Raw genomic sequence first — 24,109 nt, forward strand, 5'->3', positions numbered from 1 at the left:
GCGCGCCGTCTGCCCCTTGGCATATCGGATATCCGTGATAGGTTTCTCCCTGAAACCAAATAATCGGGAGAGCGGAGATGCATGATCTGGTGATTCGCGGCGGCACGATCGTCGATGGAACGGGCGGCGACGCCTTTGTCGCGGATGTCGCGATCGACGGCGACCGGATCGTTGCGGTTGGTGAAAAGCTGGGTGCTGGGCGCGAGGAGATCGACGCCGCGGGCCGGATCGTCACCCCCGGCTTCGTCGATGTCCACACCCATTATGACGGCCAGGCGACCTGGGATGCCGAAATGGCACCGTCGAGCTGGCACGGCGTCACCACCGTCGTGATGGGCAATTGCGGCGTCGGCTTCGCGCCCGCCAAGCCCGACCGCCACGACTGGCTGATTTCGCTGATGGAAGGCGTCGAGGATATCCCCGGCACCGCGCTCGCCGAGGGCATGTCGTGGGATTGGGAAACCTTCCCCGAATATATGGACGCGCTCGAAAAGCTGCCGCGCACCGTCGACGTCGCGTGCCACGTCCCGCACGGCGCGGTGCGCGCCTATGTGCTCGGCGACCGTGAAAAGCCGGGCGCGATCCCGACCGACGAGGATATCGCCGAAATGTCGCGCATCGTCGAGGAAGGCGTGCGCGCGGGCGCGCTCGGTTTCTCGACCAGCCGCACCGTGCTCCACAAGTCGATCGACGGCGAACTCGTCCCCGGCACCACCGCGACTGCCGAGGAACTGGTCGCGATCGGCCGCGCGATGGGGCGCGTCGGTTACGGCGTGTTCGAAATGGCGAGCGACATGAAGCGCGAGTGGAACGAGTTCCAGTGGATGGGCGATTTGAGCCGCGAAACCGGCCTGCCGGTGACTTTCGCCGCGCTCCAGTCGATCGCCAAGGAATTGCCGCTCGAGGAACAGATTTCGGAGATGCGCAAGCAGAACGCCACGGGTGCGAACATCGTCGCGCAGATCGCGCTGCGCGGCAACGGCGTGATCATGGCGTGGCAGGGCACCGTCCACCCCTTCCGCTTCAAGCCGGCGTGGAACGAGATCATCGACCTGCCGTGGGAGCAGCAGCTCGCGCATCTGAAGGACCCGGCGTTCCGCACCCGCATGACGCAGGAACCGAATGTCTGGCCCGAAAGCGACATTCTCGACTTCCTGAAGGTCGTGGCCGAGGGCTGGCCCGTCCATTTCGAGATGGACCCCGATTTCAATTACGAACCGCGCATGGACGAAAGCATCGCGCACCGCGCCGCGGCGGCGGGCGTGACGCCCGCCGAATATGCCTATGACCTCCTCATGAAGGACGACGGCAAGGGCTTCATCTATTTCCCGATCCTCAACTATCGTGACGGCAACCTCAATTTCCTCGAGGATCTGCAGGCCGCCGACGACACGGTGAACAGCCTGTCCGACGGCGGCGCGCATTGCGGGACGATCTGTGACGCGGCCTCGCCGACCTTCATGCTCCAGCATTGGGTGCGCGACCGCAACGGCAACCGCATCGGGCTCGAACATGCGATCAAGCGCCAGTGCCGCGACACCGCGGTGCTGTACGGGCTCGAGGATCGCGGCGTGCTTGCGCCCGGCTATCTCGCCGACCTCAACATCATCGACATGGACGCGATCAAGCTCGGCAAGCCGTGGCTCGCCTTCGACCTGCCCGCGGGCGGCAAGCGCCTGCTGCAAAAGGCCGAAGGCTATGTCGCGACGATCAAGTCGGGGCTCGTGACCTTCCGCGACGGCGAAATGCAGGGGCCGACCCCCGGCGGCGTCATCCGCGGTCCGCAGCGCGTCGAAATGGCGATGGCGGCCGAATGATGCGGGCCGTCCAGGTTCGCGCACCCGCCTCGCTCGATACGCTGACGACCGTCGATCTTCCCGACCCCGGTGCACCGGGGCCGGGCGAGATTCGCGTGCGGCTCGCGGCATCGTCGCTCAACTATCACGACTATGCCGTGGTGTCGGGGATGATTCCCGCCGCCGACGGGCGCATCCCGATGTCCGACGGCGCGGGAACGGTCGAGGCGGTGGGCGAGGGAGTGACCGGCCTTTCCGTCGGCGATCTCGTGGTGTCGCTCTTCTTTCCCGAATGGAACGACGGCGAGCCGCCCGCGAGCGCGTTTCGCGGCGTGCCCGGCGACGGCATCGACGGTTATGCCCGCGACGTCGTGGTGACGCCGCAGCATTGGTTCACCCGCGTGCCGCAAGGCTGGTCGGCGGCCGAGGCCGCGACGCTGACCTGCGCCGGGCTCACCGCGTGGCGCGCGCTGTTCGTCGACGGCGCGGTGCAACCGGGATCGACGGTGCTGGTGCAGGGCAGCGGCGGCGTCTCGGTGTTCGCGCTGCAATTCGCCAAGGCCGCTGGCGCGCGGGTGATCGCGACCAGCTCCTCCGATGCCAAGCTCGAAAAGCTCCGGGCGCTCGGCGCCGACGACCTGATCAACTACAAGGCGGTTCCCGCCTGGGGTGCGAAGGCGATGGAGCTGACCGGCGGACGCGGGGTCGACAGCGTGGTCGAGATCGGCGGCGCGGGAACGCTCGACCAGTCGATGGTCGCGGCGCGCGTCGGCGGGCATGTCGCGCTGATCGGCGTGCTCGCGGGTTTCGCGGGGCCGGTCCAGACCGCGCTCCTGATGGCGAAGAATCTGCGCGTTCAGGGGCTGACGGTGGGCAGCCGCAAGCAGCAGCTCGACATGATCGCGGGGATCGAGGCGAACGGTCTTCGCCCGGTGATCAGCGACCATTTCCCGCTCGATCGCCTCGCCGATGCCTTCCGCCACCAGGTCGCGAACGCGCATTTCGGAAAGATCGTCGTCGATATCTAGCGGCGACGCGTTCGGTGCGCCTCGTCAGAGCAGGGTCAGGAAGCGCGCGGCATTGTGCCAGTCGGCTTCGCGCCGGGCGCGCGCTTTCTGCGCCTCGCCGTCGGCGCCCCAGCGGCGTTCCTGATACAGTTCGTCGAGGCTGACCGCGTCCCACAGCGCATCGGCCGCGAACGCCGTCTCGACGAGCGCGAGCGCCGCGACGAGCGAGCCGCCGATGGTGACGAGCGGTGCGAGTGCGGCGAGGCGGAACGGGTCGAGCGCAAGCACCGCGTCGCGCAGCGCCGCCTGCGTCGCTTCGGGCTGGTCGATCGGCAGCACGCCCTGCGCCAGCGCGAACTCGATCCCGTGGCGCGCTTCGGCCCAGGCGAGCAGCGGGTTCCACGCCGCGGCCTGTTCGCCCTGCAGCATCGCGTCGCGGTCGTCGCGGTAACAGAGGAGGTCGCTCTCGGCATAGGCCGCGATCGGCGCCGCGAAACCGGCGGGATCGGCGCGGGCCAGGTCGATCGCGGCGTTGGCGAGCCCGGTCAGCGGCATCGCGGCGGGATCGACGGTCTCGCCCTGCGCCTGCCACTCGGCGGCGATCGCTTCGGCGAGCGCGCGGCTTTCGACGACCAGCGGCGCGCGCGCCGGGGTGCGCACCGCGCGTCCGTCGAGCGCCACGCCCCAGCCGCCGTCGGCGGCGACGGCGGCGGCCTCTTTCCAGAAGCGCTTCACAGCTCTTTGGGGGAGCGCCAGCGGCGCGCGAGAATGAGCGGGAAGACCGCAAAATCGAACGCGCCGACCAGCACCACGGCGACGCCGATCCAGCGGTCGGTCGGCTGGCCGGCGATCGCCAGCCCGCCGCTGATCAGCGCAAAGCCGCACAGGACGAACAGCGCGCCCATCAGGCGCATCAGCGTGATGGCGAAGAAGCGCTTCTTGGCGAGGGCGTCGTTGGCGGGGGTCATGCCCGCTCCCTACCGCCGCCGAGGTGGCGCATCAATTGTGCGAGTGCGCCATGGCCGGTGGCCTCGACCCCGGCGATCACGCGGTCGCGCTCGTCGGGCGCCTTGTTCTGCGACAGCTTGATCGTCGGCCGCCAGGCGGAGATGCGCAGCTCGAACGCGGCGATCGCGCCGGTCAGGCGGCCGAACAGCGCGGGGCTCATCTTGGCGCGCGTCCACGGCGGGGTCGCGCCGATGCGCGCCTCGTGAAGCGCCGACAGCGCGTCGAGCTGGTCGATCAGCGCGGCATCATCCAGCCGGTGCGCCGTGCCTTCCATTTCGACCGCCGCATAGTTCCACGTCGGCACCTGGTCGGCATCGGCGTACCAGCTCGCGCTGACATAGGCGTCGGGGCCCTGCACCACCGCGAGCGCGGTGGCGCCGTCGAGGTGCCTCGTGAGCGCGTTGCCGCGCGCGATGTGAAAGCGCAGCGCCGCGTCGTCGTCGCTCAGCAGCACCGGGACGTGCGCAACGCGCGGACCGTCGGGCGTGCCCGCAAAGATCGCCGCAAAGCCGATCTCGCGTACCAGCAGCGCGGCAAGGTCGTCATCCTTCGGCCGGAAGGCGGGATCGGGGTGCATCAGCGCGTCTTGCGCGGGGAGGGTTTGCCGCCGCCGGGCTTCGCGGGGCCTCGCTTCGCCGCCGGCCTGCCCGTCTTCGCCCTGGGTTTGGGCTTGCCGACATGGTCGGTGGGCTTGCTCGTCGCGGTGCGCCCGCGCCGCTCGCCGCGCCGCGCCTTGCGGATCTGCTTGCTGTGCGCCTTCGCCGCGGCCTTTTCGGCAGCCCTCGGGGAAGGCCCCTTGGCGCCATCGTCGATCGCGATCTCGCCGAGCAGCGTGTCGAAGCCGAGCGCGTCGAGGCTCGCGGCGAAGTGCTCGGGCACCTCGGCGCTGATATCGATCGCCCCGCCGTCGGGGTGGTCGATGCGCAGGCGGCGGCTGTGCAGGTGCATCTTGCGGCTGATCGTGCCGGTCAGGAACGCGCCCTTGCCGCCATATTTGCCGTCGCCGACGATCGGATGGCCGATCGCGGCCATATGGACGCGCAGCTGGTGCGTGCGCCCGGTCAGCGGCTGCAGTTCGACCCACGCCGCGCTGTTGCCCGCGCGCTCGATCACGCGATAGCGCGTCTTCGACGGCAGCCCCTTTTCGTCGACGTGCATCTTCTCGCCGCCCGATCCCGGCTGCTTGGCGAGCGGCAGGTCGATCTCGCCCTGCGCGATGTCGGGCACCCCGACGATGATCGCCCAATAGGTTTTCTTCGCGCTGCGATTCGAAAAGCTCTTGGCGAAATAGGCGGCGGCGCGCGGGGTGCGCGCGATCAGCAGCGCGCCCGACGTGTCCTTGTCGAGCCGGTGGACGAGCTTGGGCCGCACCGGCCCGTCGAATTTCAGCGCGTCGAGCAGGCCGTCGACATGCTGCTCGGTCTTCGTCCCGCCCTGCGTCGCGAGCCCGGGCAGCTTGTTGAGCACGATCGCGCTTGCGTCGCGGTGGATCACCATCCCCGTCGCCAGTTCGATATCGGCATCGGTCAGCGGGCGGCCCTTGCGCGCCGGGCGCGCCTCGGCCTCGACCGGCGGGGTCGGCATCACCAGCTTCTGCCCGGTCGCGATGCGGTCCGACACGTCGGCCTTTCTGCCGTCGAGCGTCAGCTGCCCCGAGCGCGCCCAGCGCGCGAGCAGCGCGTGCGGCGTGCCCTCGCGGTGGCGCTTGAACCAGCGGTCGAGCCGGATGCCGTCGTCCTCCTCGGCGATCGTGGCGCCGTCGAGCTTGGTTCCGGGCTCGCTCATGCCGGCACCTGCCGCACGATGAACAGGCCGACGCCGCAAGCGGCGATCGCGCCGATCATCGATGCGAAGACATAGGCGGCCGCCTGAGCGTTTTGACCGCGTTCGAAAAGCATCCAGAATTCCATGCTGAAAGAGGAGAATGTGGTGAAGCCGCCAAGGACGCCGACGCCGATGAACAGCCGCGCGGTATGGCCGCCGTCGCCGCGGGCGAGCGCGCCGATCAGCAGGCCCATCAACAGGCTGCCGGCGATATTGATCGACAGCGTCCACCAGGGGAAGCCGGGGCCGAGGCGCGCAAGCATCGCCTGACCGACCAGATGGCGGGCGCCGGCGCCGATCGCGCCGCCGATCATCACGGGAAAAAGGCCATTCATCCGCCCGCCCTAGCCGCAAAAGCCCGGCGCGGAAAGCGGTGGCATCGTCCGGCGGCGGGTCAGCGGTCGGGCGCGACGGTGCCGGTCGCGGCCGCGGGCCGGGCATGCGCCGCACGCCAGTCGGCGGGGCGCGCGAAATCGCCCTGCCAGAGGCCCCGTTTCGCCGCCTGCGCCCCGGCTTCTTCGGCCAGGTAGATATCGCCGGTCGCCACCGCCCAGCCGCCCCGGACCATTTCGGCGGCGATGTCGACCCCGTCGGGGGCGGGCGCGGTGCGGCAGGTGCCGAGCGTCCGGCCATATTTGTCGTGCGCGTTCAGGCTGCAATGGAGCGGGCCGGGGCCGGCGAGCGCGACCAGCGCCGCGCGCGCCTCGCGCCCGCACGGCCAGCGGCTCGCGTCGGCGCGTCCACAATCCTGCCGATATTCGGCTGCGTCGATCCCGGTCAGCCGGACGGTCACGCCGATCCCGCCCTGCTTCACCTTCAGGCTGTCGCCGTCGATGACATGGACCAGCGGGACCGACTCGGTCGGGTCGGGGAGCGCGGTCCAGACCGCGATCGCCATCGCGGCGATCAGCAGCAGCGCGGCCAGCGAACGAAGGCGTCGGCGCCAGCGCAGGCGGGTTGTCGGGGACATGGTTCGCCCCTGCCGCGATGGCGGTCCGGCGGCAAGTGCGAAAGGGGATTGACGATGAGAACAAAACATGTCCAAAATGGATCAGCTTCTTCCGTTTTCGCAGGCCGCCGGCGCGAACGCTCGCGGCGGGCTCCGGAACGGCGGCAGCACGGAGCGAACAAGGGGCGAATGGGGTCGATTTGAAGGCATAAGGACACCAGAGCGGAGCGATCGCCTCCGGAAAGGGCAGGATGATGGAGCAGGGCAGTTGGATTCGCATCGCAGAACCGGCGCCGGGCGCGGCGCCTGCTCCCGACCATGATGCGGCGAGGAACGTCTGGTGGCCGCGCGGCGGCGAGCGCCGCATCGGCTGGCGGCTGCTGGTCGTCGGGCCGGAACATCCGCGCTGGGAAGCCGATGCCTGCGATGCGATGCGACGGACCGAACGGGCTGCGCCGCACCGGGCGGCCGCGCAGATCGGGTCATTGGCGCGCGGCGATGTCGTCTGGCTGACCGCGGCGGATACGGTCGAAAGCGAAACGCTCGCGCAGATTGTCCGCGCGGTCGGCGACAGCGATTGCGGATTGCTGTGCGAAACCTCGCTCGCCGCGCTCGATCGCGTTTCGGCGGCGATCCCCGATTCGCTGCGCGCCGAATATCTGGTCGATGCCGATACGACCGATCGCCGGATCGCGCTGGCGGCGGCGCGGCGGATTCCGGCGTCGCACGTGAGCGAGGATGCCCGCGATGCGGCGATGGAGCGTATCGACCGGCTTCAGGACGAGGTCGCGCGAATCGCGCGCCTGCTCGATACGCTTGCGGGACAACGGGGGCTGGCGGGTACCCCGGTGGAACCGGGGCTGGCGCCAACCCGGCCGGGGGATGCGTTGCATTCGCCGCCGCGCGACTATGCCAGCATGCCGCACGGCTTCGAATGCGACGCGCGCACGATCGAGCGCCAGCGTGCCAAGACGGTGCGGCGCATGCTTCGCCAGCGGCGGATGCGCGATCAATATTTTCCCGCCGACCTGTTCGCCGATCCCTCGTGGGACATGCTGCTCGATCTGTATGCCGCGCGGCTCGAGCGTCAGCCGGTGTCGGTGTCGAGCCTGTGTATCGCCGCCGCGGTCCCCGCGACGACCGCGCTGCGATGGATCAAGACGATGACCGACGCGGGGCTTTTCCTGCGCGAAGCCGACCCGCACGACGGCCGCCGCATCTTCATCGGCCTTGCCGAATCTGCATATGATGCGCTCGTGCGCTATTTCGAGGCCCTCGAAGAATAGGGGGCACGCTTGCCAGCGCGGGGAAGCTGTGGCAGGGGCGCGCTTCCCTTCGGGGGCGCTTAGCTCAGTTGGTAGAGCATCTCGTTTACACCGAGAGGGTCGGCGGTTCGAGCCCGTCAGCGCCCACCATTCCTCCCCTGTTGCGGAGCGGGCGATCGCGCTAAGGGCTTTCCGGTTCGGAAAGGTCGCCCCCATGAAACATCTGCTTGCCGCTTTCGCTTCGCTTCTTTTTGTTGCGGGTTCGCCTGCGCTCGCCGCGCCGCGGCAGGGCGACGTCGTCATCCGCCATGTGACGGTCATCGATGTCGAGAAGGCGAAGGCCGAGCCGGGGCAGGCGGTCGTCCTGCTGGGCGGCGATATCGTTGCGGTCGGCGCCGATGCGGCGATCGCAAAGGACTGGCGCGCCGCGCGAACGGTCGAGGGGGGCGGCAAATATCTGATCCCCGGCCTGTGGGACATGCACGTTCATTTCGGCGGCGGCCCCGATCTGATCGAAGAAAATCGCGCCCTGCTGCCGCTCTATGTCGCGAACGGCATCACGACGATCCGCGACGCATCGGGGGACCTGCCCGATCAGGTGCTCGCCTGGCGCGGCGAGATCGCCCGCGGCGCGCTGTTCGGGCCGCGGCTGCTGACCTCGGGAGCCAAGATCGAAGGGATTGCGCCGCTGTGGAAAGGCACGATCGAGGTCGGCAGCACCGCCGACGTCGATGCCGCGCTCGACCGGCTGAAAAACCGCGACAAGGTCGATTTCGTCAAGATCACCGACAGCACGCTCAAGCCCGAATTGTTCCTCTATGCGCTCCAGCAGGCGAAGGCGCTCGGGCTGCGCACGTCGGGGCATATCCCGATGGCGCTGACCACCGAACAGGCGGTCGATGCCGGGATCAGCTCGATCGAGCATCTCGACTATGCCTATAATGCCGGGGCGAAGGACGAGGCCGCGATCGCTGCCGACTATGCCGCGGGGCGCATCGATCGCGCCGAGGCGAACCGCCGGCTCGACGCCGGCTTCGACCGCGACACCGCGATGGCGACCTATCGCCGCTTCGCTGCCAAGGGCGTGTCGGTCACGCCGACGCTCAACGGCAGCCGGATCATCGCCTGGCTCGACCGCGACGATCACAGCAAGGATGCGGGGCTCGCCTATATCGGGCCGAAACTGCGCCAGACCTATGCCTGGCGCGTCGAACGCGCGGCGAAGGCCGATGCCGCCACGATCGCGGCGCGGCACCAGCATATCGACGATATGGGCACGATCCTGCCGATGCTCGCCGAGGCGGGGGTGCCGATCATCGCCGGGACCGACGCGGGTTTCCTCAACAGTTTCAACTATCCGGGCTTCGGGTTGCACGACGAGATCGCGCTGTTCGTTGAAAAGGGGCTGACCCCGGCGCAGGCGCTCGCATCGGCGACGCGCGCGGGGCCGGCATGGTTCGGCTGGCTCGACCGTTACGGCGCGGTGAAGCCGGGCATGGCCGCCGACCTCGTGCTGCTGACGAAAAATCCGCTTCAGGATATCGCGGCGACGCGCGCGATCGATACGGTGGTGATGCGCGGCGAGGTGCTCGATCGCGCGGCGCTCGACGCGATGCTGGCCGATACGAAGGCCAGAGTCGCGGCATGGGATGCGGCGTCGCCGAAATAGCCATCGCCCCGCGCCCCCAGCGAGGGGGCTGTCCGGAAAGCGCCGTTGGAGCATCGTGCGTCTATTATGAACCGTTCGCCCTGAGCTTGTCGAAGGGCCGTCCTTTCCTTTTGACGCCTCGGGAAAGAACGGTGCTTCGACAAGCTCAGCACAAACGGACTTGGGCATGATGCGAATTTTACGCGCGCTGCTTTGGAGGGCCCCGGGTCGCGGCGATGATCGCGTTCAGGGCACCGCCGCGCGCGCGGCGACCCGCGCGCGCCATACGCTCCACAGCGTGAACAGCCCCATCGCGGCCCAGATCACGTTGAGCACTGCGGAGGGCAGCGCGCCATTATACCCCGAATTGATGATGAAGCCGCCTGCGCCGACGACGTTCATCCACTGGTAGAGATAGCCGCGCGCTTCGAGCTTGCCGAGCGAGAGCAGGACATAGGCGGCGAGGATGATCGCGGCGGCGGCCCAGCCGATGACCTCGATCGCGATGGAAAAGGGCGCCATCCGGTGGGTTCGCTGCCGGCCGTCAGCGCATCTGGCGTTCGAGCGCCTCGACCGCGTCCTTCGCCTCGGCAAGGCCCAGTCCGGTGCGTTCGCGCATGCGCTTGATCGCCTCGATCTTGCGATTCTGGCGGATCAGGTCGCGGATCTCGTCGTCGTCGATATGCGCGTCGCCGACGCGGGCCATCGGGGGCGGTGCAGGCGGACGCGGGGCCGCGCGCGGGGGCGGCGCGGTGAGGTCGCGCCGGTCCTCGCGCCTCTTGCGGAGCAGGAAGAGCGTCAGCGCGACCCCGATCAGCAGGCCGAGGACGAAGGGGATCAAGGCGCCCATCGTCCCCGCCTTTCCTTATGCGGCCAGCTTGCGCAGCACGTAGTGCAGGATGCCGCCGTTCATATAATATTCGACCTCGTTCGCGGTATCGATGCGGCAGAGCGTGTCGAAGGCGAAGGTCGAACCGTCGGCGCGCGTGACGTTCACGGTGACCGTCTGGCGCGGCTTCAAATCCGCGACGCCGGTGATGGTGAACTGGTCGTCGCCGGTCAGGCCCAGCGTCTCGCGGCTCTGGCCCTCAAGGAACTGCAGCGGCAGCACGCCCATGCCGACGAGGTTCGAGCGGTGGATGCGCTCGAAGCTCTCGACGATCACCGCGCGGACGCCCAGCAAATTGGTGCCCTTCGCCGCCCAGTCGCGCGACGATCCGGTGCCATATTCCTTGCCCGCGATGACGACGAGCGGCGTGCCGTCGGCCTTGTGGCGCATCGCCGCGTCATAGATCGGCATGACCTCGGCGCCGTAGCGCGACATGCCGCCCTCGATGCCGGGGACCATTTCGTTGCGGATGCGGATGTTGGCGAAAGTGCCGCGCATCATCACGTCGTGGTGGCCGCGGCGCGCGCCGTAGCTGTTGAAGTCGGCCTTGCTGACCTGATGTTCCATCAGCCATTTTCCAGCCGGCGAGTCCGCCTTGATGCTGCCGGCGGGGCTGATGTGGTCGGTGGTGATCGAATCGCCCAGGATCGCGAGCGGCTTCGCGTCGACGATGTCGGCGACCGGCGCCGGGGTCATCGTCATGCCCTCGAAATAGGGCGGGTTGGCGACATAGGTCGATCCCGCGCGCCACTGATAGGTGTCGCTGCCCTCGACCTCGATCTTCTGCCAATGCTCGTCGCCCTTGTAGACATGGGCGTAGCGCGCCTCGAACATGTCGCGATCGACCGCGCCCGCGACCGTCTCGGCCACTTCCTGGTTGGTCGGCCAGATGTCCTTCAGGAAGACGTCGTTGCCCGACTGGTCCTGCCCGATCGGGGTGGTGGTGAAATCCTCGATCACCGTGCCCTTCAGCGCGTACGCCACCACCAGCGGCGGCGAGGCGAGGAAGTTCGCGCGCACGTCGGGCGACACGCGGCCCTCGAAGTTGCGGTTGCCCGAAATCACCGCCGCGGCGACGAGGCCGTTCTCGTTGATCGCCTTCGAAATCGGCTCGGCGAGCGGACCCGAGTTGCCGATGCAGGTCGTGCAGCCGTAACCGACGAGGTTGAAGCCGATATTGTCGAGATGCTTCTGCAGCCCGGCCTTCTCGAGATAGTCGGTGACGACCTGGCTTCCCGGGGCGAGGCTGGTCTTGACCCACGGCTTGGGCTTCAGCCCCAGCGCGTCGGCCTTTTTCGCGACGAGCCCCGCGGCGACGAGCACGCCGGGGTTCGAGGTGTTGGTGCAGCTCGTGATCGCGGCGATGGTGACGTCGCCGTCGCCGATGTCGAAATCCTTGCCCTCGACCGGAACGCGCGTCTGCGCCTTCTTGTAGGTGTTCGCCATGTCGGCGTTGAACACGTCGTCGACCTCGGGGAGCGAGACGCGGTCCTGCGGGCGCTTCGGCCCCGCGAGCGACGGCACGACGGTGGCAAGGTCGAGTTCGAGCGTTTCGGTGAAGATCGGGTCGGCGGCGCCCTCGACGATCCACAGCCCCTGCGCCTTGGCATAGGCCTCGACCAGCGCGATATTTTCCTCGCTGCGCCCGGTCAGGCGCATGTAATCGAGCGTCTTGTCGTCGACGCCGAAGAAGCCGCAGGTCGCGCCATATTCGGGCGCCATATTGGCGAGCGTCGCGCGGTCGGCGAGGCTCAGCGAGGCAAGGCCGGGGCCGAAATATTCGACGAAGCGGCCGACGACGCCCTTGGCGCGCAGCATCTGCGTCGCGGTGAGCACGAGGTCGGTCGCGGTGACGCCTTCCTTCAATGCGCCGGTGAATTTGAAGCCGACGACTTCGGGGATCAGCATCGACACGGGCTGGCCGAGCATCGCGGCCTCGGCCTCGATCCCGCCGACGCCCCAGCCGAGCACGCCGAGGCCGTTGATCATCGTCGTATGGCTGTCGGTGCCGACGCAGGTGTCGGGATAGGCGACGGTTTCACCCGACGCATCCGCGCTCGACCACACCGCCTGCGCGATATGCTCGAGGTTGACCTGGTGGCAGATGCCGGTGCCCGGGGGCACCGCCTTGAAATTGTCGAGGCTCTTCGATCCCCATTTCAGGAAGTCGTAACGTTCGCCGTTGCGATAATATTCGATCTCGACATTCTGTTCGAACGCCTTGGGGTGGCCGAATTCGTCGACCATGACCGAGTGGTCGATGACGAGGTGGACGGGGACCAGCGGGTTGATCTTCGACGTGTCGCCGCCGAGCGTCGCGATCGCGTCGCGCATCGCGGCGAGGTCGACGACGCACGGAACGCCGGTGAAATCCTGGAGCAGCACGCGCGCCGGGCGATACTGGATTTCCTGGTTCGAATGCGGGTCCTTCTGCCAGTCGACCAGCGCCTTGACGTCGTCGGTCGACACGGTGAAGCCGCCATCCTCGAAGCGCAGCAGATTTTCGAGCAGCACCTTCATCGAAAAGGGCAGGCGCGACACGTCGCCGAGCTTCGCCGCGGCCTTGTCGAGCGAATAATAAGCGTAGCTCTTGCCGCCGACGTCGAGCGTCGAACGGGTTCCCAGCGTGTCGTGGCCGGTGGTGGTCATAGACTTGCAGTCCCCTGTTGGGCGCGGCGGGGAAATGACGCCCGAAGCCCGATCGGGAGAGCGGGGCAAACGGGAGTCGCGCGCGCGGTTTTTGTTGGGGACGCCTTACGCCGGGGCGGGGGAATTGCAAGGGGGTGGGGGAGGTTCGTTCGCGCAGAGGCGGCGCGGAGATGGCGAGGGTGCGAAGATTTTTTCGCGCAAAGCCACGAAGCCACAAAGGGGTGTGGCTTTCTCCTATTCGTCACCCGGGACTTGATCCGGGGTCCAGCTTTTCGACGTTGCTGAGTTGGGCCCGGAATCAAGTGCTTGAGCTGAATGAAGGCTGGAAATTGTCGCCGGTCGCCAAGTTGTGTCGAGCAAGGGGTGTTTTTTAGTCCCAGCTGTATGGCCGTATGCCCTTGTAGATGGCGCCGATATTCGACACAGGTGTCGATGGAGGGGCGAGATGTCATACGCGTATTCACAATTGGACAAGCGGAACCTTAGATGGTTCGCGAATGACTATACGCGCCAGTCACTTAGTAAGGTCCATCTTGTTTTTGGTAAAATGAGGGGGCTTAGTGCGTTTGAGATGGATTTTAAATATCCAATTACAGCAATTGCTGGCACAAATGGTTCTGGAAAGTCAACTATACTAGCTATAGCTGCTTGTGCATTCCATAATGGATCAGATGGATTTAGGCTGCCAGGCAGGGTTCAGTCGTATTATACTTTTAGTGACTTTTTTATCCAATCTATTGGCGAGGTGGGGCCGCAAGGTGTCGCAATTGCGTACAGCATCCGACATGACCGATGGAAGAGCGGCGTTCCGAGGGAGGGGCTGCAAGTTCGAAAGAAGAAGCAGGGGGGGAAATGGAACAACTATGATAAGCGTGTTAAGCGCACAGTGATATATCATGGTGTTCAGAGAGTGGTTCCATATTATGAACGATCCGCTCACAAGTCATATAGAACATACTTTAAGCCAAATGATTTGGATGTTTCTGTAAGGGAGAAGATTGCAAGCATAGCTGGAAGAATACTGGGGAAAAAGTATTCTGATTTTGAGCATCTTGAACACTCAAGATACTCTCTTCCCAGGGTGAAGTCTGGAGATCTCGCTTATTCTGGTTTCAATATGGGGGCCGGAGAAAGTGCTGTTTTGGAAATTCTTTCGACAATATTCTCTTCTGGAAGTGGAAGTCTAATAATTATTGATGAGATTGAGCTTGGCCTTCACGAATTGGCTCAGGTTCGTCTTGTGAAGGAATTAAAAGAGCTATGCTTAGAGATGAAGTGTCAAATAATATGCACGACTCATGCCTATGAGGTGCTCGCTGCTCTGCCTCCTGAGGCGCGAATCTTTGTTGAGCCAATAGGAGGGAAAACGAACGTTCTCCCTGAAATATCAGCGGATTACGCTTGCGGTCGGATGGGGCGTAGTGGTTCCGAAGAGATAGATATATTTGTGGAAGATGAGGTTGCGATGGCAATGGTCCAAGCGAGTATGGACCAAAGTTTGAGAGGGCGTACTCGGCTAATGGAAATTGGCTCCTATTCAAGCTTGAAGCGTCTGATGGCTGCGCGATACATGGAAAACCGGCGCCGTTGTCTTTGCATAATGGACGGTGACCAGCGCAGCGGGAAAGTCGGAATCGCGGGTGATGTCGCTGATATGTGTGACGGAAAATTCTCAACCCAAAGCGAAGCTATTCGCGAATGGGTGGCGGCACGTTTGTCATTTTTACCCGGTGACGAATGGCCAGAAAAATGGCTATTTGAAAAAGCGATATCCCTATGCAGTCAAGATGAAGGCTGGGAGCAATCACCGGCCGACGTTTGGGGCGTTCCAAATGCGGCGTCGCTCCGCGAGATGTTCGAGCAATGCTTGGCTGCTGGAAAGCACTGTGAGTTTCCTGCTCTGGCAGAGGTGTTAACGTTACCCGAAGAGAACGTTAGGCGAGAACTCATTTCCGCGCTTAGAGTAAGTCTTCCAGACGATTTCAACAAAATTGCCGAATTCGTGGCCGGTGCTATGGCTTGATGGGGCGACGAAATCATAGGCCGGAACTACGACGGCAAGTGCAATAGCCGTCCGCCCCGGAAAGTTCAGCGTGCGGACGCCCGGCGCGAGGTCGTCGCGCGGGGTGCCGCGGTTCGGGTAGGTGGCGAGGTCGGCCGCGTGGGCTTCGATGGCGCTGGTGTAGGCGAAGGCGGTGTCGGGATCGGCGCGGTCGGCGATCCAGTCGTAGAGGCGGTAGAGGTCGTCGGTGGCGGTCTGGCGCCAGACGACCCGGACGCTTGCCGTCAAGCGCCTTTGCCCGTCCGTTTGGCGTGGCGGGCGGCAAGGCCGCTGCGGACCTCTTCGGCGGGCTGGACGGGGCGGGGGTCGGCGAGGGCTTCGGCGACGCGGGCCTTGAGCAGTTCGTCGAGCAGCGCTTCCTCGCGGTCGAGCGCGCGCAGACCGGCGCGGACGACTTCGCTGACCGAGGCGTAGCGCCCCGATTTGACGCGATCCTGCGCGGCGGCGGTGAGCGGGCCGAGGGTGACGGTGACGGGCTTTTCGGCGCGCGATGCCATGGCGGGTTCTCCTATGACAATGTCATATCATGGGGCGGAAGGGGTGGTCAATGTCGGCTTCGTCACCCCGGACTTGATCGGCGTTTATCCCGCTCGCATCCGTATGGCGTCATTGCGAGCGAAGCGAAGCAATCTCCAGCTATCGCTCTGCCTTGCCGATGGCTGGAGATTGCTTCGTCGCTCCGCTCCTCGCAATGACGATAAAGGAGCCACGGATGCCAAGGGGATAAATGCCGACTTGATCCGGGGTCCATTACGCCGCCACAGCCTGGACCCCGGATCAAGTCCGGGGTGACGGAACAGGGAAAATTTCGCTTTCCTAAATTGTCCAAATAGGTTCAAAATTCTTCCGATTCGTTCCGGGTGATTCGGGAGATGGGGTTATGGGGCGTAAGGCGGCGCGGGGCTCGCGGGGGGAAGCGGTTGTGGTTTCGGGCGGTGGTGAGGGGCGCAACAGGCCCTCCCGTGGTCGGAGCCACGGGGCTCCGACCACCCCCTCCCGCCTGCGGGAGGGGAGTAACGATGGCGCGGCCGTTTGCGCGCGGGACGCCAATCCCTTGATGCCCGGCCTGCGTATTCGCGAGGACGGGTGGACGGCGGCGCGGACGCGGGTGTTCTTGGCCACGCTGACGCAGACGGGGTGCGTCGCCGATGCGGCGCGGATCGCGGGGGTCAGCACGACATCGGTCAATCGCTCGCGCGCGCTGTTCCCGCGCTTCGATGCGGCGTGCGCCGAGGCGCTGGCGAAGGCGCTGCGCGGGCTGGAGGCGGTCGCCTATCAGCGCGCGGTCGAGGGGCGCGAGACGATCATCTATCGCGGCGGCAAGGAGTTTGAGCGGCGGGTGACGCCGTCGGACAATCTGTTGCGGCTGCTGATCAAGCGCGGCGACCTGTCGGGCGCGCTGGGACGGGTGATGACCCCCGCCGAGGCCGCGGCGTTCGTGCTGCCCGAGGCGGTGCGGCACCGTTTCATCGACCGCGCCGAATTTGAAAGCGGGATCGTGTTCGACGACGGGGTCAAGCAGCAGCGCCGCATCGTCACGCAGCAGGAGGTCGACGCGATCCTGATCCAGCGCATCAACCTGGTGCGGCGGCGGCGCGCGATGCGGCGGAACGAGCCCGAGCGGCCGCGCTGCCCCGCGTGCGGCGGCCCCGCGCCGCCGACCGAGACCGAACTCGACGAAGCCTGGGCGGCCGAAGCGCCGCTGCGCGCCGCACTGCCCGCGCCCGCCGGGGACGACGCCGGCTGATCTCGCGCCGGCGCCGCGGCGCTCAGCGCCCGACGGTCAGCGTCCCGGTCATGCCCGGATGATAGACGCAGTAGAAGGCGATGCGCCCCGCGCGTTTGAGTATCGTCCGGCCGCTCTTGCCCGGGGGCAGGTCGACGTTGAAGCTGCGGTCGCGCGCGGTCGCGGTGTGGCGGAACATGTCCCGGTTGACCCACAGGATCGTGTCGCCGACGCGCGCGCCGGGCGGCACCGCGCCGAACTTCATCTGGTCGATCACCACATTGTAGACTTTGGGCGCGGGCGCGGGGGCCGCGCCGCCGATCAGCGGCGCGGCGGCCAGCGCGGCGGCGGCGAGCAGCGCCCGGGTCACTTGAGGCTCGCGGCCAGATGTTCGGCGTGCGCCTGATGCTCGCTGAACAGCGTCAGCCCGGTTTCGAGCAGCGCTTTCAGCTCGCCGTTGGTCGCCGACGGGATCAGCAGGTCGCGCAGCGCGTCGTTGACCGTGCGATGATAGGCGACCTCGTTCGCGACATAGGCGCGGTCGAAGGCGGCGCCGTCGAGCCCCGCGAGTTCGGCGTGTTTCTGCGCCGCCTGCGCCGACAGCGCGCTGCTCGTCGCATTCGCCTGCGGCGTCACGCCGAGCCGCGCGACCAGCGCCAGCGCCTTGTCGTTCACCGCGGCATGATCGCGCACCATCGCCTCGGCAAAGCTGCGCACCGCGGGGTTGTGCGACCTGGCGAGCGCCTGCTTGCCCGCGTCGACGTCGATTTGCCCTGCGGTGTAGGCGACATGCGCGATCTGCGCGTCGTCGGGCTTGGCGGCTTCGTGCGCCGATAGCGGCGCGCTGATGATCAGCGCGGTCGCCGCGCCGAACCACAGGATCGTCTTGAGCATCATATATCTCCTTTGTGTCGTTGCGCCCCCTTGGATGGCGCCGCGGCAAAAAGGTGCCCGGGAACCTGCGGCGCGGCGCGGCATCCAATGCACGCCCCATGCAGGAGACGCCCATGTCCATGTACGACCTCGCCCCCGAACCCGCCGCGAACGCCCCCGACGCGACCGCCTTTGCCGGGGCCGCGCGGCCGCGCCCCGGCGCGGCCGAGATCGAGGCGGCGGTGCGCACGCTGATCGCGGCGGCGGGCGACGACCCGGGGCGCGAGGGGCTGCTCGAAACCCCGGCGCGCGTGGCGCGCGCGTGGCGCGAATGGTTCGCGGGCTATGCGGTCGATCCCGGCGGCCTGCTCCGCCGCACCTTCGGCGAGGCGGCGGGCTATGACGACACCGTGCTGCTCCGCTCGATCCCGCTCGTGTCGACGTGCGAACATCATCTTGCGCCGATCACGGGGGTGGCGCATCTTGCCTATCGCCCCCGCGACCGGGTGGTCGGGATTTCGAAACTGTCGCGGCTGGTCGACGCCTATGCGCGGCGCCTGCAGCTTCAGGAACGGCTGACGCGCCAGATCGCCGCCGCGCTCGACGCGGCGTTGCAGCCGCGCGGCGTCGCGGTGATCATCGAGGCGCGGCACGGCTGCATGTCGTCGCGCGGGGTCAGGCAGCACGGCGTGTCGATGGTGACGCGGTGCTGGCTGGGCGAATTTGGCGACGATGCGGGGCTGCGCCGCGAATTGCTGGACGCGCTGCCGCGCCGCGGCGGGGATCGGGGGCTGGACGCATGACGACGCAGGCATCGATCGACCCCGCCGGACTGTCCGACCTCGAACTCGCGGCGCGGATCGCGGCGCGCGATCGCGCGGCGGCGCGCGTCGTCACCGAACGCAACAACCAGCGGCTGTTCCGCGCCGCGTGGAGCGTGCTGCGCGAGCGCGAGGAGGCCGAGGATGTCGTGCAGAGCACCTATATGCGCGGCTTTGCGGCGATCGGCAGCTTTGCCGGGCGCTCGTCGCTGTCGACCTGGCTGACGCGGATCGCGATCAACGAGGCGCTGGGCCGCGCGCGGGCGCGCGAGCGGCGGCGGCGGCGCTTCGACGCGGCGTCGGTCGCCGACCTCAACGACTATCGCGAGCGGCTGATGCGCGGATCGATGGCGGGCGGAAAGCCCGACGCCGAGCTCGCGCGCGGCCAGATCCGCGCGACGCTCGAGGCCGCGATCGCCCAGCTGCCGTCCGAATTCCGCACCGCCTTCGTGCTGCGCGAGGTCGAAGGCCTGTCGGTCGACGAAACCGCGGCGCTGCTGGGCATCGCGCCGGCGACGGTCAAGACGCGCTGCCTGCGCGCGCGGCGGCGGTTGCAGCAGCTGCTGGCGCCCGAACTCCGCTCGGCGCTGAGCGGCAGCTTTCCGTTCGCGGGCGCCGATTGCCACGCGCTGACCGCGCGCGTGCTCGCCGGCTGGTGCGGCTGACCGCGTCGGAGGCGTTGGCCGCGGGTCTCAGCCCTCCGAGCGCGTCTTGTCCGACAGCGCACCGGCGAAGGGATTGGCTTCGGGGCGCCCGAAATAGAAGCCCTGCGCCTGCGGGCAGCCCTCGTCGAGCAGCATCTGGCGCTGTGCCTCGGTTTCGACCCCCTCGGCGACGATCGGCATGTTGAAGCTGCGCCCCAGCCCGATGATCGCGCGGACGATCGATCGCGCCGCGGCATCGTCGTCGATCGACGAGACGAAGCTCTTGTCGATCTTGATCTTGTCGAAGGGAAAGGCCTTGAGGTTCGACAGCGACGAATAGCCGGTGCCGAAATCGTCCATCGCGACGCGCACCCCCATCGCGCGGATCTCGTGCAGCGCCTTGAGCGCGCTCTGGCGGTTGCGCAGGAAGGCGGTTTCGGTGATCTCGAGCTCGAGCCGGTGCGCCGCGAGCCCCGCGCGGTCGAGCGCGTCGCGGACGATCGCGGGCAGGTTGGGCACCTGGAACTGGATCGTCGAGACGTTGACCGCGACCGAGATATTCTCGGGCCAGCCCGCCGCGATCGTGCACGCCTCGCGCAGCACCCATTCGCCGATCTGGACGATCGCGCCGATATCCTCGGCGATCGGGATGAAATCGTCGGGCGGCACCTCGCCGCGGGTCGCATGGTCCCAGCGCAGCAGCGCTTCATAGCCGACGATCGAGCCGAAGGCGGTGGCGACGAGCGGCTGGAAGACGAGGCGCAGCTCGCCGCGGGTGATCGCGTGGCGCAGGTCATGCTCGAGCGCGCGGCGCTCGCGCGCGACGGCGTCCATTTCCTGGTCGAAAAAGGCGGCGCCGCCGCGGCCGTTGTTCTTGGCGCGGTAGAGCGCGGTGTCGGCGTTGCGCTGGAGCGTTTCGGCATCGTCGCCGTCCTGCGGATACAGCGCGACGCCGATGCTGATCCCGACCGCCATCGGATCGCGCGCGACGTCCATCTCGACCGCGAGATTTTCGAGGATGCGGCTCGCGAGGCGGCGCGCGTCGTCGGGGGTGGATACCGCCGACTGGATGATCAGGAATTCGTCGCCGCCGACGCGCGCGACGACGTCGTCGCCGCGCACCGCGGCGCGCAGCAGGTCGGCGACGCGGCACAGGATGTCGTCGCCCGCGGCGTGCCCGAAAATGTCGTTCACCGCCTTGAAGCGGTCGAGGTCGAGCGCGAGCAGCGCAAAGGGCTCGCGCGCGGCGATCGCGCGGTCGAGCGCGTGGACGAACCACGCGCGGTTCGCGAGGTCGGTGAGCGGGTCGTGCGACGCCATATGCTCGATCGCGCGCTGCGCGCGCTTGCGGTCGGACAGGTCGCGGATCGCGAGCACCTGGCAGCCGCGCCCGCGATATTCGATCGTCTGCGTCGCGATTTCGAGGATCTGGTCCTCGTCGACGCTGCTGCGCAGCCGGGCCTCGACCGAATGGCCGTTGGGCGCCGCGAAGGGGGTGCCGTCGAGGCGCACGAACCAGTCGGCGGGGGCGCTGCCGATCAGTGCTCCGGGGCTGACCCCGAGCAGCGCCGCGAGCTGGTGGTTGACCTCGACGATGCGGCCGTCGTGGGTGATCGCGAGCGCCTCGAGCGTCGCTTCGGCGAGGCCGTGCGCGTCGGTGAGCCAGCGGTCGATCAGCGAGCCGAACAGCGCGAGGACGATCAGCGCGAGATTGGCGAAGACGATCGCGGGGACGAGCCATTCGCGGCTGCCCGCGGCGTCGAGCGCGGCGCCGCGCGTCGGATCGGGGACGAGCGTCGTCGCCGACATGGCGGTGAAGTGGAGGATGACCACCGCGAGCACGCCGAAGGTCGCGGGCGCGATCACCCGCCGCCAGCCGCTGGTCCGGGCAAAGGCCGCGAAGGAGGCCCAGAAGCAGAGCCCGCACAGCAGCAGCGCGACGAGCGCGGTGCCATGGTCGATCGTGACGCGCGCGGGCGCGATGATCGACGCCATGCCGGTCGAGTGCATCGCGCCGACCCCGGCGGCGGCGATCGCCGCGGCGGCGGCGCTGCGCCGCAGCGTCGGCGCCTTGCCGAGCAGGCGGAAGCTGCACCAGAAAAAGCCGATCGCGATCGCCACCGACAGCAGGGTGAGCGACATGTCGAAGCGGATCGGCATCGACCCGCGATAGGCGAGCATCGCGACGAAATGCGTCGCCCACACCCCGACTCCCTGCGCGATCGCGGCGACCACGAGCCAGTGGCGGCGGCGCGTCTCGACGCAGAAGGTCGACCGGTTGAGGACGACGAAGAGGCAGATGTTGCCGAGGATGCAGACGAGCGCGGCGATCAGGACCAGCCGCGGATCATGTTGGTACACCACGCATTCGAGGACGCTGAACATATATTCCCCCTGGTCCCCGTGCGAGATGTCGCCAAAACGCGTTAATACATGCTTATTTTTCCGCGCCCCGGAAAGTAGTTTCCGGCATTTTTTCGGGGACCCCAAATAATATCGAATGAATACAGCGGGGCCGTTACTTGCCGGCGCCGCCGCCCCGCGGCCGCGGCGCCCGCCGCCGGCGCGATGCATCGGGCTTGCGCCGCCGCCGGCTTGTCGGCAACAGTCGCGCGATCGGGGGGAAGGAGCGCGCGTGCAGGCGGTCGACGACGACAAGGCGCTGGGCATGAAGGTGATGAAGCTGTCGCGCATGTTGCGGCTGCGCTTCGACCGGCGCGCCCGCGCGCTGGGGCTCACGCGCGCGCAGTGGCAGACGATCGCGTGCGTGCGGCGGCGCCCCGGCGCGACGCAGCGGCAGGTCGCCGAACTGCTCGAGGTGGGCGAGGTGACCGTCGGCCGCTCGATCGACAAGCTGGTCGAGGCGGGGCTGGTCGAACGGCGCCCCGATCCTGCCGACCGGCGCGCGCATCGCATCTGGCTGACCGCCGCGATCGATCCGGTGATCGACGAACTGACGCGCATCGGCGCCGAGGAAGAGGAAGCCGCCTTCGCGGGTTTCGACGCGGCGGAGCAGGCGCTGCTCCACGCGATGCTGGGCCGCATCACCGCCAATCTGGGCGGCGACGCGATTGATGCAGTGGCCTGCCGTCCCGATCCGGATTGAGAGGGGAGACCGGCGGGACCGGCAGGCCGCGCCGCCCCGTTTCGCATCGCCCGAAACGGGACGGGCTTGGAGCCTTATTTGCGCTTGAGCGCCTCGGCCTTGGTCAGCGAGGTGACCAGCTTGCCGTCGACGATGCTCAGCGTGTCGGCGGGGATGCGCACCGTTTCGCGGTTGACGATCGCGAGCACGCCGCCCGACGGCTGTACCCGATAGACCTTGCCGACGATGCGCGCCTTGGCGTCGCGCAGCACCTCGCCCTCGCGCGGCGCACGTTCGAGCGCGGCGGCGGCGGGTGCCGCGGTGTCGGTCGCCAGCGCGGGCGGGGCCGCGGCAAGCAGCGCGAGCGGAGCGAGGATGGTGGCGATACGCATGATGAAAACCCCTTCGAAGCCTAGATACTAAGCTATATTATTATATGGATGGTTAGTGTGCAATGCACAAAAGCTCCGCGCCGCGAAAGCGCGGCTTTGCGGCGAAGGGGCTGCAAGGGAGGGCGGGGATGCGTGCCCGCGACCGGGGCTTGCCCGATCAGGAGGCGGCGGCGATGCGCGGGTCGTCGATTGCCGCGGGGGTGAAGGTGCGGACGCGGTCGCGCCCGGCGCGTTTGGCGGCATAAAGCGCCTGGTCGGCCTCGCGCATCAGGCGCGACAGCCCCGCGCCAGGCACCGCGACCGCGAGCCCGATGCTCACCGTCGGGCGCAGCCCGGCGGGCAGCCGGTCGGTGCACGCGGCGGCGAGGCCGGTGCGGATCGTCTCGGCCAGCGCGCGTGCGGCCTCGATCGCGGTGCCGGGCAACAGCAGCGCGAATTCCTCGCCGCCGATGCGGCCCGCGATCGTCCCCGCGGGGGCGGTCGCGCGCGCGTGCGCGCCGAACGCGGCGATGATCGCATCGCCGACGGCGTGGCCATAGGTGTCGTTGACCGCCTTGAAATCGTCGAGGTCGGCGATCAGCAGCGCCGCGGCGCGCCCGTCGTCGGCGCAGGCGCGGACCGCGCGGCCCGCCGCCGCTTCGAAACCGCGGCGGTTGAGCAGGCCCGACAGCTCGTCGCTTTCGGCCTGCTGGCGCAGCTCGGCGGTCAGGTCGATCGCCGCCGCGACCATCAGGCTGAGCGCGAAGATCACCGAGATCATCGCCTGGCTGAACTGGACCGTGGTCCAGTAGACCGACTGCTGGAACCCGTCATAATTGGCGAAGCCGCCGGTCAGCGCGACGATCAGCAGCGGACGGATCAGGAAATTGGCCGCCGACAGCACCCCGACCCAGAACAGGATATGGTCGATCAGGTGCGCGCGCGGCGCGCGGCGCAGCGCGAGCGGAATCTGCGCGGCGATGAGGCCGAGCCCGATGCTGATCGTCAGGATGCGGCCGGTGATGCTCGGCATGGCGAGCAGGAACCACAGGAAGATCGCCGTCGCGACCGTCGACAGCATTGCCAGCGTCCGCCACGGCACGGGGAGGTCGTAGCGCCCGATCGTCGCGGCGACGAGCAGGCAGCCGGTGGCGAGGAAGGCGAGGTTCGAGGGCAGCCGCTGCAACTCGTGCGGCAGCGCGGGGACCAGGTCCTGGATCAGGAATCCCGCCGCCATCGCGGCATAGCTCCACGCGGCGAGCAGCAGATAGTGCTGGTCGCGGCGGTGGCGCCACAGCAGCAGGAAGGCGACCGACAGCAGGACGCCGATGCCCGGGTTGAGCAGGGATATGAAAAGCTGTCCCGACAAATCCTCGCTGCCTCTCTGCCCCGACCCTTGCCAGCGCAAGGCTAACGACTGGTTACGAGCGCCCGGTGCGCGCCGCAAGGCGCGCGGGTGGGTGGGTAGGGGCGGCGCTGAGCGCGGAGGTCG

25 protein-coding genes and 1 tRNA gene are annotated in these 24,109 nt (G+C 67.6%); 10 read left to right on the forward strand and 16 right to left on the reverse strand.

Annotated elements, in window-relative coordinates; all coding sequences use genetic code 11:
- The first annotated feature begins 77 nt into the window (after nt 1-77).
- Together EAO27_RS01270 and EAO27_RS01275 are read left to right on the forward strand one after the other, a co-directional pair.
- Entirely contained in the window at nt 78-1,817 is a 1,740-nt protein-coding gene (locus EAO27_RS01270; RefSeq protein ID WP_242776314.1) for a D-aminoacylase, read from the forward strand.
- Nucleotides 1,817-2,824: an NAD(P)-dependent alcohol dehydrogenase gene (locus tag EAO27_RS01275; protein WP_242780378.1), complete on the forward strand. Its 1,008-nt coding sequence runs from the start codon at nt 1,817-1,819 to the stop codon at nt 2,822-2,824. Before EAO27_RS01270 ends, EAO27_RS01275 begins: the two co-directional genes overlap by 1 nt.
- 24 nt (nt 2,825-2,848) lie before the next feature.
- On the opposite strand, the gene EAO27_RS01280 is transcribed toward EAO27_RS01275, so the two are convergent.
- The 6 genes from EAO27_RS01280 to EAO27_RS01305 are packed head-to-tail and all read right to left on the reverse strand — an operon-like array spanning nt 2,849 to nt 6,605.
- Nucleotides 2,849-3,538: an ATP12 family protein gene (locus tag EAO27_RS01280; RefSeq protein ID WP_242776316.1), complete on the reverse strand. Its 690-nt coding sequence runs from the start codon at nt 3,536-3,538 to the stop codon at nt 2,849-2,851.
- Nucleotides 3,535-3,771, reverse strand: coding sequence for a hypothetical protein (locus EAO27_RS01285; protein ID WP_242776319.1), 237 nt, complete (start codon nt 3,769-3,771; stop codon nt 3,535-3,537). The genes EAO27_RS01280 and EAO27_RS01285 overlap by 4 nt, the downstream gene beginning before the upstream one ends.
- On the reverse strand, nt 3,768-4,388 hold the full coding sequence (locus EAO27_RS01290; protein WP_242776321.1) for an FMN-binding negative transcriptional regulator: 621 nt from the start codon (nt 4,386-4,388) through the stop codon (nt 3,768-3,770). The genes EAO27_RS01285 and EAO27_RS01290 overlap by 4 nt, the downstream gene beginning before the upstream one ends.
- The gene (locus EAO27_RS01295; RefSeq protein WP_242776323.1) at nt 4,388-5,596 is read right to left on the reverse strand and encodes an RluA family pseudouridine synthase; all 1,209 of its coding nucleotides are present in this window, start codon (nt 5,594-5,596) and stop codon (nt 4,388-4,390) included. Before EAO27_RS01295 ends, EAO27_RS01290 begins: the two co-directional genes overlap by 1 nt.
- Nucleotides 5,593-5,970, reverse strand: coding sequence for a fluoride efflux transporter CrcB (gene crcB / locus EAO27_RS01300; RefSeq protein WP_242776325.1), 378 nt, complete (start codon nt 5,968-5,970; stop codon nt 5,593-5,595). The genes EAO27_RS01295 and crcB overlap by 4 nt, the downstream gene beginning before the upstream one ends.
- Nucleotides 5,971-6,029: 59 nt before the next feature.
- Complete coding sequence (locus EAO27_RS01305; RefSeq protein ID WP_242776327.1) at nt 6,030-6,605, reverse strand: thermonuclease family protein; 576 nt, start codon at nt 6,603-6,605, stop codon at nt 6,030-6,032.
- Between the two features lie 230 nt (nt 6,606-6,835).
- On the opposite strand from EAO27_RS01305, the gene EAO27_RS01310 reads away from it, so the two are divergent.
- The 3 genes from EAO27_RS01310 to EAO27_RS01320 all read left to right on the forward strand — a co-directional run bounded on the left by EAO27_RS01310 (nt 6,836) and on the right by EAO27_RS01320 (nt 9,518).
- Nucleotides 6,836-7,870 (forward strand): MarR family transcriptional regulator, encoded by a 1,035-nt coding sequence (locus EAO27_RS01310; RefSeq protein WP_242776329.1) that lies wholly within the window; start codon nt 6,836-6,838, stop codon nt 7,868-7,870.
- Between the two features lie 53 nt (nt 7,871-7,923).
- Nucleotides 7,924-7,999 (forward strand) — tRNA-Val (locus tag EAO27_RS01315).
- A 64-nt stretch (nt 8,000-8,063) separates the two neighbouring features.
- Nucleotides 8,064-9,518: an amidohydrolase family protein gene (locus EAO27_RS01320; protein WP_242776331.1), complete on the forward strand. Its 1,455-nt coding sequence runs from the start codon at nt 8,064-8,066 to the stop codon at nt 9,516-9,518.
- Nucleotides 9,519-9,743: 225 nt separating this feature from the next.
- On the opposite strand, the gene EAO27_RS01325 is transcribed toward EAO27_RS01320, so the two are convergent.
- From EAO27_RS01325 to acnA, 3 genes are read right to left on the reverse strand one after another with little or no spacing between them, the layout of a single operon-like run.
- Nucleotides 9,744-10,019, reverse strand: a complete 276-nt coding sequence (locus EAO27_RS01325; protein ID WP_242776333.1) for a hypothetical protein — start codon at nt 10,017-10,019, stop codon at nt 9,744-9,746.
- 22 nt (nt 10,020-10,041) lie between these two features.
- Nucleotides 10,042-10,347, reverse strand: coding sequence for a ribosomal protein L7/L12 (locus EAO27_RS01330; protein ID WP_242776335.1), 306 nt, complete (start codon nt 10,345-10,347; stop codon nt 10,042-10,044).
- A gap of 15 nt (nt 10,348-10,362) precedes the next feature.
- Nucleotides 10,363-13,035, reverse strand: coding sequence for an aconitate hydratase AcnA (gene acnA, locus EAO27_RS01335; protein WP_242776337.1), 2,673 nt, complete (start codon nt 13,033-13,035; stop codon nt 10,363-10,365).
- A 547-nt stretch (nt 13,036-13,582) separates the two neighbouring features.
- Here acnA and EAO27_RS01340 point away from each other — a divergent pair.
- Nucleotides 13,583-15,058, forward strand: a complete 1,476-nt coding sequence (locus EAO27_RS01340) for an AAA family ATPase (protein ID WP_278190152.1) — start codon at nt 13,583-13,585, stop codon at nt 15,056-15,058.
- Here the strand turns inward: EAO27_RS01340 and EAO27_RS01345 are convergent.
- On the reverse strand, nt 14,954-15,325 hold the full coding sequence (locus EAO27_RS01345) for a type II toxin-antitoxin system RelE/ParE family toxin (RefSeq protein ID WP_242776341.1): 372 nt from the start codon (nt 15,323-15,325) through the stop codon (nt 14,954-14,956). The genes EAO27_RS01340 and EAO27_RS01345 overlap by 105 nt on opposite strands.
- The gene (locus EAO27_RS01350) at nt 15,322-15,594 is read right to left on the reverse strand and encodes a type II toxin-antitoxin system ParD family antitoxin (RefSeq protein WP_242776343.1); all 273 of its coding nucleotides are present in this window, start codon (nt 15,592-15,594) and stop codon (nt 15,322-15,324) included. The genes EAO27_RS01345 and EAO27_RS01350 overlap by 4 nt, the downstream gene beginning before the upstream one ends.
- 617 nt (nt 15,595-16,211) lie before the next feature.
- On the opposite strand from EAO27_RS01350, the gene EAO27_RS01355 reads away from it, so the two are divergent.
- On the forward strand, nt 16,212-16,844 hold the full coding sequence (locus EAO27_RS01355; RefSeq protein WP_242776344.1) for a hypothetical protein: 633 nt from the start codon (nt 16,212-16,214) through the stop codon (nt 16,842-16,844).
- A gap of 22 nt (nt 16,845-16,866) precedes the next feature.
- Here the strand turns inward: EAO27_RS01355 and EAO27_RS01360 are convergent, their stop codons facing one another.
- Entirely contained in the window at nt 16,867-17,193 is a 327-nt protein-coding gene (locus EAO27_RS01360) for a hypothetical protein (RefSeq protein ID WP_242776346.1), read from the reverse strand.
- Complete coding sequence (locus EAO27_RS01365) at nt 17,190-17,720, reverse strand: DUF4142 domain-containing protein (RefSeq protein ID WP_242776348.1); 531 nt, start codon at nt 17,718-17,720, stop codon at nt 17,190-17,192. The genes EAO27_RS01360 and EAO27_RS01365 overlap by 4 nt, the downstream gene beginning before the upstream one ends.
- Before the next feature lie 116 nt (nt 17,721-17,836).
- Here EAO27_RS01365 and folE point away from each other — a divergent pair, with 116 nt between their 5' ends.
- A complete protein-coding gene (folE, locus tag EAO27_RS01370) occupies nt 17,837-18,499 on the forward strand; it encodes a GTP cyclohydrolase I FolE (RefSeq protein WP_242780380.1) in 663 nt (220 codons plus the stop codon).
- The gene (locus tag EAO27_RS01375) at nt 18,496-19,182 is read left to right on the forward strand and encodes an RNA polymerase sigma factor (RefSeq protein ID WP_242776350.1); all 687 of its coding nucleotides are present in this window, start codon (nt 18,496-18,498) and stop codon (nt 19,180-19,182) included. The genes folE and EAO27_RS01375 overlap by 4 nt, the downstream gene beginning before the upstream one ends.
- A gap of 27 nt (nt 19,183-19,209) precedes the next feature.
- Here the strand turns inward: EAO27_RS01375 and EAO27_RS01380 are convergent, their stop codons facing one another.
- The gene (locus EAO27_RS01380) at nt 19,210-21,546 is read right to left on the reverse strand and encodes an EAL domain-containing protein (RefSeq protein WP_242776352.1); all 2,337 of its coding nucleotides are present in this window, start codon (nt 21,544-21,546) and stop codon (nt 19,210-19,212) included.
- A gap of 250 nt (nt 21,547-21,796) precedes the next feature.
- Here EAO27_RS01380 and EAO27_RS01385 point away from each other — a divergent pair, with 250 nt between their 5' ends.
- On the forward strand, nt 21,797-22,267 hold the full coding sequence (locus EAO27_RS01385) for a MarR family winged helix-turn-helix transcriptional regulator (RefSeq protein WP_242776354.1): 471 nt from the start codon (nt 21,797-21,799) through the stop codon (nt 22,265-22,267).
- 74 nt (nt 22,268-22,341) lie between these two features.
- Here the strand turns inward: EAO27_RS01385 and EAO27_RS01390 are convergent, their stop codons facing one another.
- A complete protein-coding gene (locus EAO27_RS01390; RefSeq protein ID WP_242776356.1) occupies nt 22,342-22,638 on the reverse strand; it encodes a hypothetical protein in 297 nt (98 codons plus the stop codon).
- A gap of 157 nt (nt 22,639-22,795) precedes the next feature.
- On the reverse strand, nt 22,796-23,986 hold the full coding sequence (locus EAO27_RS01395; RefSeq protein WP_242776358.1) for a GGDEF domain-containing protein: 1,191 nt from the start codon (nt 23,984-23,986) through the stop codon (nt 22,796-22,798).
- Nucleotides 23,987-24,109 lie beyond the last annotated feature (123 nt).

Origin of the sequence: Sphingopyxis sp. YF1, assembly GCF_022701295.1 — a bacterium.
Classification (GTDB): domain Bacteria; phylum Pseudomonadota; class Alphaproteobacteria; order Sphingomonadales; family Sphingomonadaceae; genus Sphingopyxis.